The sequence below is a fragment of the Phenylobacterium sp. genome (assembly GCF_035276905.1).
Taxonomy (GTDB): Bacteria; Pseudomonadota; Alphaproteobacteria; order Caulobacterales; family Caulobacteraceae; genus Phenylobacterium.
This window is the reverse complement of sequence record NZ_DATELG010000043.1, coordinates 1-8,703: the sequence shown is the minus strand read 5'-3', so window position 1 is coordinate 8,703 and position 8,703 is coordinate 1. Positions and strand designations below refer to the sequence as shown.

Genomic DNA, 8,703 nt, shown 5'->3' with positions numbered 1-8,703 from the left:
AGACGTCGTCCTTGGCGTCGAAGCCGCGGATCTTGAACTGATCGCCGTTGAGCGTGCCGCCCTCGCCGATGGCGACGGTGATGCCGGGCACGTTGCGCAGCGCCTGCTCGAGGCTGTTGATCCCCTGGGCCTTCAGCCTGGCGGCGTCGATGACGGTGATCGCCTGGGGCGTGTCCTGAATCGTCGTCGGCATGACCGAGAGCCCAGTCTGCTGGTCGAGCGCCCGCTTGCCGACGACGTTCAGGTCGGCGACTTCGTTGGCGGCCGCTGCGGCGTCCTCCGCATGGGCTACGCCCGCCAGGCTCATCGCCCCCGCCAGCGCCGCCGCCGCCACGCACGGCCGCTTGCGCACATACGCCACAATACCCATCGCCTCTCGCATTGCTGTTTTCCCGACCAGCTAGTTGCGAGTAGCTCTTAATTGCAGAAGGAAGACTTGGCAATAAGAATGAGTCGCAAAAGCGCCGGTGAATGATCAGCGGGCCAGGGCGAAGCCGACGATGAGGATGGAGGCGGTGAGGATCGCGATGCCGAGCATGAAGATCCGATCGGCCCAGACCGCGAGCCCCTCGGCGGTCTTCGCGGTCCGGATGCCGTAATAGGAGAGCCCGATGCTGATCAGGAAGCAGATGGCCGAGCCCCAGGCGGTCTCGTCCGCGTAGGAGCGGCTGTTCGAGCCCGTCAGGCTCAGGCCGGTGATGATCAGGAAGCAGATCCCGAGCAGGTTGGAGGCGGCGTTGAGAATGTTCGGAAACCGCTCCATCGCGCCTCTCCCGGCCTGCCCCTCTATTTATCCGAAGCGATGATCTGGAACGATCTCAACTGGAACGCCCATCAATTTGCGGGGCGCGTAGGAGTTATCGCTGTCCTGGAGGAAGGACGCATCCTCCAGCAGACGGCGCCATTCGGCAGGCGTGAAGCGGAGCCGTGGGCCGGGCGCCGGTTGCGGCGCCGGAGGGATTGGGCGGGCGGAAGTCGGCACTGGGTATCTCCGTTGAGAGCTCCGGCGCGCGGCTTCTCGCCCCCCTTCACGTCGACAGCAGGGCCTGAGGGCGCCGCTGATACGGCGGCGCGTTGCAGCCGGACACATTCCTGAACCGCGGGCCGCCATTGCATCGCAGACGTAGTCCGGGCTCGACCGGCCGCATCTCAGGAGAGCCCTGGAGCGACGGATTCCGCTCCTTCACCCCCGCTGGGCGGCGATCAGGATGCTCTCGGTCACATAGGCCGTCACCTTGTCGCCGGGCTTGAGCTGGCTGATCAGCCGGCGTCCCTCCGGGCTGGTCACGGCGAAGGTGTGGACCTCGCCGCCCTTCGGACTGACGACCCGGACGGTGTTGGCCTGGGTGTCGACCCCGAGCACCGCGCCGGTCACGACCAGATGGTTGGCGATGACGCCGGCCGGCAGCTCGCCGCGGCTGGCGCGGGCGGTGATGACGGTCTGGGTGTCCTCGGGCAGCGGCTTGTTCGGCGGCGACAGCGCGAACTCCGCCTCCAGCGTATAGGTCGCGCTTATGGTGTCACCGGGCTTCAGCTGGTCGAAGTTGCGGACCTCGGCGGGGACCTTCAGCGAGGACGTCTCGCCAGACGGCTTGCGCACCACCAGATGCCGGGTCGCCGGGTCGACGGAGACCACGGTGACCTTCTCGCTGACCTGCTGCACGTCCGTGACGCTCTTCACCGCGGTCGCCCCGGCCGGCGCCTGGGCGTGCGCGGCGGCGAGGCTGACAGCGGCGACGATCGCGCCGAGGCCGGCTGCGGGGCGCACTCGAAGTTTCGGGGTCATGGTTGGTGATCCGTGCAGACGTGAGGGACGGCGCGCCCCGCCGAGCGCAGAGGCTCATCCTGACGCGGCGCGGCGGGCGGCCCCATACGGGGAAACCCGGACGGCCGGCTCAGCCGCACCTTACCCGCGGCTGCGCGGCATGTTGCGGAGCTTGGGCCGCTTCCCGCATGGTGACGGCGGCCTGCGGTGAGTCGGCAGGCGCTGCAGGCCCCATGCTGTTCAGCTCGATCATCTTCATCTTCTATTTCCTGCCCGTCTTCCTGCTCGGCTACTACCTGAGCGGCTGGCGGACGGGCGCGCTGCTCACCGGCAGCGTGGTGTTCTACGTCTGGGGCGAAGGCCCCTACGTGCTGCTGCTGGGCGCGCTGATCCTGGTCAACTGGGCGGCGTCCCAAGCGATCGCCCGGACCGAGGCCAACGGCTCGCGCCGCGCCGTGCTGACGGGCGTCATAGCCCTCGACCTCACCGTGCTCGGCTTCTTCAAGTACGCCGGCTTCCTGGCGCACAACCTGAACGCCGCGCTCCCGGGACGCCCGCTGCCCGAGATCCACCTGGCGCTGCCGCTGGGGATCTCCTTCTTCACCTTCCAGCTGATCAGCTACGTGGCCGACGTCTACCTGCGGGCCGTTCCCGTCGAGCGCGGCCTGACGCGGTTCGCCGCCTACATCCTGATGTTCCCGCACCTGATCGCAGGACCGATCGTGCGCTACGCCAACATCCGCCACGAGCTGCACGCTGACCGTCGCAAGACCGGCCAGATCGGCCTGGGCCTGCAGTACTTCATCGTCGGCCTCTGCCAGAAGGTGCTGGTGGCCAACACCGTCGCGCCGCTCGCCGACCACGCCTTCAACATGCCGGTCGCCAGCCTCGACGCCACCACCGCCTGGCTCGGCGCCTTCGCCTATACGCTGCAGATCTATTTTGACTTCTGCGGCTATTCCAACATGGCCATCGGGCTGGCCTTCCTGATGGGCTTCACCTTCCCGAAGAACTTCGACCACCCCTACGCCTCGCGCTCGCTGACCGAGTTCTGGCGGCGCTGGCACATCAGCCTGTCGTCCTGGTTCCGCGACTACGTCTACATCCCGCTGGGCGGCAACCGGCACGGCCTCTGGAAGACCGTGCGCAACCTGATGGTGGTCTTCCTGCTCACAGGCTTCTGGCACGGGGCGGCGTGGAACTTCGTCGCCTGGGGATTCTACCACGGGGCCTTCCTGCTTCTCGAGCGCTTTGGCCTCGGCAAGGCGCTGGATCGGGCGCCGCGGCTGGTCGGCCACGTCTACGCGATCCTGACCGTGCTCCTGGGCTGGGTGCTGTTTCGCGCGACGAGCTTCGACCAGGCCGTCCACTATTGGCAGGCGATGGCCCACCTCGATGCGTTCCACGCCCCCGACGTTGCGCTCCGCGTCCTGCTGAGCAACGAGGCGCTGGCGGCGCTGGCCCTGGGCTCGGTCTTCTCCATGCCGGTGCTGCCCTGGATCTGCGCGCGGCTTCGCCGGCCGAAGCTGATCCCGGCCGAGCACCTGCCGGCGCGGCTCGACACCCACGGAGTCCACGTGCTGTCGACGACCCTGCTGGTCGCCGGCCTGACCCTCAGCGTGGCGAAGCTGGCCGGCTCCAGCCTCAACCCCTTCCTCTACTTCCGCTTTTGATGCGCCCTCACTTCGATTCCCGGCGCCATTGGCGCAAGCTGACCATCGCGTGCCTCGCGGTGCTGGTCGCGGGCTTCGTGTTGCCGAACGCCGCTCCGAAGGCCAAGGTGAACGAGAACCGCAAGCTAGCCCACGCGCCCACGCGGCCTCGAACCTGGACCCAGCTGCGCGCCTGGCCCAAGGCGATGGACACCTACGTGGGCGACCATTTCCCGGCCCGCAAACAGCTGATCGCGGCGCTTAACTACCTCCGCTACCGGCTGGGAGTTAGCGGAACCGACCGGGTGATCGTCGGCCGCGACGGCTGGCTCTACTTCGACAATGGCGAGCACTTCGCCCAGGCGCGCAACGCGCCGGCCTACACCGACGCCCAGGCGCGCGACTGGCTCATGGGCCTAGCCGGCCGCACCGAGTGGCTGAAGGCGCACGGCGCGCGCTATCTGGTGCTGATCGCTTCCGACAAGGAGATCATCGAGCCGCAGCACGGCCCCGCCTGGTACCACGGACCGGACGAAAATCGCGCGGCGGCCCTGCTCTGGCGGCTGAACCGCACCGCCCAGGCCGGCGAGCTCGTCTATCCCGCACCCATCCTGCAACAGCAAGCGGACTGGGGCCTGCAGGTTTACAATCCTTTCGAGACCCATTGGACCGGTCTCGGCGCCTACGCGGCCTATTACAGCGTCGTGCAGCGGCTCGCCGCGGCCGGCGCCACCGACGGCCCAAAGCCGCTGAGCGCCTTCCAGGAGATCAAACACGATCCCTTCAAGCCGCAGAACCTTTCGCAGATGCTGGGCATCGCCGGCTTCGTCGACGCCGACTATCCGCAGTTCGTCGATCCGGCGCTCGACCCGAAGACCACCTGGCTGACGCCGCAGCAGGACTGGACCGCCCCGCAGGTGATCGAGACCGGCCTCGCCGGCAAGCCGGTGCTGCTGCTGGTGCGCGATTCCTTCAGCCTGGCCCTGCTGCCGTTCCTGGAGAGCCACTTCAGCCGCATCGTGCTTGTCCATCTGCAGGACGGCTTCTGGCGGCCGGAGCTGGTCGAACGCTTCCACCCCGACGTGGTCATCAGCGAGGTGATCGAGAGCGGCGCGGTATTCGCCATGGCGAGCTCGCCTCCCGCCTCGGACGCTGCGCGGGCCCGGATCGACGCCGCGTTCGCGGCCCCCCATCGCGAGGTCCCGCAGGCCGCAGCGCCCGGCTCGACCCGGAGCGGCGCGAACACCATCAGCGGCACGCCAGGCGCCGACCTTCTGCAGGGCACGCCAGGCGCCGACGTGATCAACGGGCTGGGGGGAAACGACAGCATCAACGGTCGGGCCGGCGATGACACGCTGCGCGGCGGACGCGGCGACGACTTCGTCTCGGGCGGCAAGGGCCGGGACTGGATCTCGGGCGACCGCGGCGACGACACCCTGACCGGCGGCCGCGACGCCGACGTCTTCTACTTCGCTCCGGGCTTCGGGAACGACGTGGTGACGGACTTCTCGAGCGCTGAGGGCGACCGCGTGCAGCTGCCCCCGGGCGTCGCCTACACCGTCCGCCAGGTCGGCGCCGACACGGTGATCGAACTCGCCGGCGGACGGCTGACCCTGCGCGGGGCAAGCGCCGCCCGCCTTCCTTCCGGCTGGCTGTTCTTCCGCTGAGCCGTGGAGCCTAGAATAGGCTGAAAACCGCCGCGGAACGCCGCCTGCGACGCTACGTTGGCGCAGAAGAGAGAGAGAGGGGCGCCGGCGCCAAGACATACGAGGGCGGCGTCCCAAGGGAGGTGCGATGCTGGGCCTGATGCAGGATTGGCCGCTCACGGTCGACAAGATCCTGGACCACGCGAAGAACTGGCACGGCGATACGGAGATCGTCACGCGCTCGGTCGAAGGGCCGATCGTCAGGACCACCTACGCCGAGGCGCACAGCCGGGCGAAGCGGATGTCGAACGCGCTGCAGGCTCTGGGCGTCACGCCCGGCGACCGGGTGGCCACCTTGGCCTGGAACACCGCGCGCCACCTCGAGGCCTGGTACGCCATCATGGGCATGGGCGCGGTCTGCCACACGCTCAACCCACGGCTCCACCCCGAGCAGCTCTGCTACATCATAGGCCACGCCGCCGATAAGCTGGTCCTGACGGATCTGACGTTCGCGTCGCTGCTGCTCGCCCACCGCGACAAGATGCCGAGCGTCGAGCGCTTCATCGTCTTCACCGACGAGGCGCACATGCCGGCCGCCGGCGATCCCAGGGTGCTCTGCTACGAGACCCTGATCGGCGAGCAGCCGGACCGGTTCGCCTGGGGCGGCTTCGACGAGAACACCGCCGCGGGGCTCTGCTACACCTCGGGCACCACCGGCAACCCGAAAGGCGTGCTCTACTCCCACCGCTCCAACTTCCTGCACACCCTGACGACCCTCAGCGGCGACCTCTTGGGGATCGGTGCGCGCGACGTGGTGCTGCCGATCGTGCCGATGTTCCACGCCAACGCCTGGGGCGTCAGCTTCTCGGCCCCGGCGGCGGGGGCCAAGCTGGTGATGCCGGGCGCCAAGCTGGACGGCGCGTCGGTGCACGAGCTGCTGGAGACCGAGGGCGTGACCTTCTCCGCCGCCGTGCCCACCGTCTGGCAGATGCTGCTGCAGCACCTGCGCCAGAGCGGCGAGCGGCTCGCCACCTTAAAGCGGGTGGTGATCGGCGGCTCGGCGGCGCCGGAAGCGCTGGTGCGCGCCTTCCAGGACGACTACGGCGTCGAGGTGATCCACGCCTGGGGCATGACCGAAACCTCGCCGCTGGGCGCCGAGGCCATGCCCACCGCCAAGACCCTGGCGCTCGACCCGCAGGGTCAGTTCCGCGAGCGGATGAAGCAGGGCCGCGCGCCGCTGACCGTGGAGATGAGGATCACCGACGAGGCGGCTCGCCCCCTGCCCCATGACGGCAAGACCTCGGGCCATCTCAAGGTGAAGGGCCCCTTCGTCGCCCGCGCCTACTATGGCGCGGAGGACCAGGGCATCCTGGACGGGGACGGCTTCTTCGACACCGGCGACGTCGCGACCATCGACGCGTTCGGCTTCATGCAGATCACCGACCGCGCCAAGGACGTCATCAAGTCCGGCGGCGAATGGATCTCCTCGATCGAGATCGAGAACTTGGCGATGTGCCACCCGAAGGCCGAGCTGGCCGCGGTGATCGGCGTCCGCCACCCGAAGTGGGACGAGCGGCCGATCCTGCTGGTCAAGCTGAAGGCGGCGGAAACCGCGACGCGCCAGGATTTCCTGGACTTCCTGGAGGGCCGGATCGCCCGCTGGTGGTTGCCGGACGACGTCGTGTTCCTCAGCGACATCCCGCTCGGGCCGACCGGCAAGGTCGACAAGAAGGTTCTTCGCGAGCGCATGAAGGATTATGTGCTGCCGTCGACGGCCTCGAAAGGTTAGAACCGCGCCAAACCAGCCGTCGGGGAGAAACGTACATGCCGTATTCAGCCGCTCCAGCGCTCGAATTTCACCTCGGCGAGGCGGCCGACGCCATCCGCGAGACCACGGCGCGGTTCGCCGCCGACAAGATCGCGCCGCTGGCGGCGAGGATCGATGCGGACAACGCCTTCCCGCGCGAGCTCTGGGCGCCGATGGGCGAGCTCGGCCTCCACGGGATCACGGTGGAGGAGCAGTTCGGCGGCCTGGGCCTGGGCTATCTGGAGCACGTGGTGGCGATGGAGGAGGTCTCCCGCGCCTCGGCGGCGGTGGGCCTCTCCTATGGCGCGCACTCGAACCTGTGCGTGAACCAGATCCGCCGCTGGGGCTCCGACGAGCAGAAGCATCGCTATCTGCCGAAGCTGATCAGCGGCGAGCACGTCGGCGCGCTGGCGATGAGCGAGGCCGGCTCCGGCTCGGACGTGGTGTCGATGAAGCTGCGCGCCGAGCCGCGCGGCGACGGCTGGGCGCTGAACGGGACCAAGTTCTGGATCACCAACGCCCCCCACGCCGACGTGCTGGTGGTCTACGCCAAGACCACGCCGGGCGAGGGCAGCGGCGGCATCACCGCCTTCATCGTCGAGAAGGGGTTCAAGGGTTTCTCGGTCGGCCAGAAGCTCGACAAGATGGGCATGCGCGGATCGGACACGGGCGAGCTGGTGTTCGAGGACTGCGAGATCCCCGAGGAGAACGTGCTGGGGCCCGTGGGCGGCGGCGCCGGCGTCCTGATGAGCGGGCTGGACTACGAGCGCACGGTGCTGGCGGGGGGGCCGCTCGGCATCATGCAGGCCTGCCTCGACGTGGTGCTGCCGTACGTGCGCGAGCGCAAGCAGTTCGGCAAGCCGATCGGCGCCTTCCAGCTGATGCAGGGCAAGGTCGCCGACATGTACGTGGCCCTCAATTCCGCCCGCGCCTACGTCTATTCGGTGGCCCGGGCCTGCGATGCGGGCCTGACCACCCGCTTCGACGCCGCCGGCGCGATCCTGATGGCCTCGGAAAGCGCGGTGAAGGTCTCGCTGGAGGCGATCCAGGCGCTGGGCGGCGCGGGCTACACCAGGGACTTCCCGGTCGAGCGCCTCGCCCGCGACGCCAAGCTCTACGACATCGGCGCCGGCACCAACGAGATCCGCCGGTTCCTGATCGGACGCGAGCTGATCGGCGGCTGAGCCTCGCCAGCCGCGGGTTTCCAACCCCCCTCGGCTTTGATATCGCACTGCAGCAAGCGCGTGAGCGAACGGAGGGCCAAGCGGTGACGCAGAAGGTTCAGGCTGACGCCGTCGAGGCCCTGGCGGGCCTGTTGTTCGACGGCATGACGATCATGTCGGGCGGCTTCGGCCTGTGCGGCATCCCGGAGAACCTGATCGCGGCGATCCGCGAGAGCGGGGTGAAGAACCTGACGGTGATCTCCAACAACTGCGGGGTCGACGGCTTCGGCCTGGGCGTCCTGCTGGAGGGCGGGCAGATCCGGAAGATGATCTCCAGCTACGTCGGGGAGAACAAGCTGTTCGAGAAGCTCTACCTGTCGGGCGAGCTGGAGCTGGAGTTCAATCCGCAGGGCACGCTGGCCGAGCGCATCCGCGCCGGCGGCGCCGGCATCCCCGCCTTCTTCACCCGCACCGGGGTCGGCACCCTGGTGGCCGAGGGCAAGGAGGTGCGCGAGTTCGACGGCGAGCGCTACGTGATGGAGCGCGGGCTCACCGCCGACCTGTCGATCGTCAAGGCCTGGAAGGGCGATGCGGAAGGCAACCTCGTCTATCGGAAGACGGCGCGGAACTTCAATCCGATGATGGCCAGCGCCGGCAAGGTGACGGTCGC

The 8,703-nt window shown here is 68.6% G+C and carries 8 protein-coding genes; 5 read left to right on the top strand and 3 right to left on the bottom strand.

Annotated elements, in window-relative coordinates:
* The 3 genes from VJS38_RS01705 to VJS38_RS01695 all read right to left on the bottom strand — a co-directional run.
* Positions 1-370: TonB-dependent receptor plug domain-containing protein (locus VJS38_RS01705; RefSeq protein WP_324086424.1), on the bottom strand; the 370-nt coding region annotated here is incomplete at its 3' end.
* 105 nt (positions 371-475) lie between these two features.
* Positions 476-763, bottom strand: a complete 288-nt coding sequence (locus tag VJS38_RS01700) for a hypothetical protein (RefSeq protein WP_324086423.1) — start codon at positions 761-763, stop codon at positions 476-478.
* A gap of 420 nt (positions 764-1,183) precedes the next feature.
* Positions 1,184-1,786, bottom strand: a complete 603-nt coding sequence (locus tag VJS38_RS01695; RefSeq protein WP_324086422.1) for a hypothetical protein — start codon at positions 1,784-1,786, stop codon at positions 1,184-1,186.
* A 212-nt stretch (positions 1,787-1,998) separates the two neighbouring features.
* Between VJS38_RS01695 and VJS38_RS01690 the strand changes: the two genes are divergently transcribed.
* The 5 genes from VJS38_RS01690 to VJS38_RS01670 form a co-directional block, all read left to right on the top strand.
* Positions 1,999-3,438: an MBOAT family O-acyltransferase gene (locus VJS38_RS01690; protein ID WP_324086421.1), complete on the top strand. Its 1,440-nt coding sequence runs from the start codon at positions 1,999-2,001 to the stop codon at positions 3,436-3,438.
* Positions 3,438-5,084: an alginate O-acetyltransferase AlgX-related protein gene (locus tag VJS38_RS01685; protein ID WP_324086420.1), complete on the top strand. Its 1,647-nt coding sequence runs from the start codon at positions 3,438-3,440 to the stop codon at positions 5,082-5,084. Before VJS38_RS01690 ends, VJS38_RS01685 begins: the two co-directional genes overlap by 1 nt.
* A gap of 127 nt (positions 5,085-5,211) precedes the next feature.
* Complete coding sequence (locus tag VJS38_RS01680) at positions 5,212-6,852, top strand: long-chain-fatty-acid--CoA ligase (protein ID WP_324086419.1); 1,641 nt, start codon at positions 5,212-5,214, stop codon at positions 6,850-6,852.
* A 35-nt stretch (positions 6,853-6,887) separates the two neighbouring features.
* Positions 6,888-8,054 carry an isovaleryl-CoA dehydrogenase gene (locus VJS38_RS01675; RefSeq protein WP_324086418.1) on the top strand — a complete coding sequence of 389 codons (1,167 nt, stop codon included), beginning with the start codon at positions 6,888-6,890 and terminating at the stop codon, positions 8,052-8,054.
* A gap of 143 nt (positions 8,055-8,197) precedes the next feature.
* On the top strand, positions 8,198-8,703 hold a 506-nt coding region (locus tag VJS38_RS01670; protein WP_414692401.1), incomplete at its 3' end, for a CoA transferase subunit A.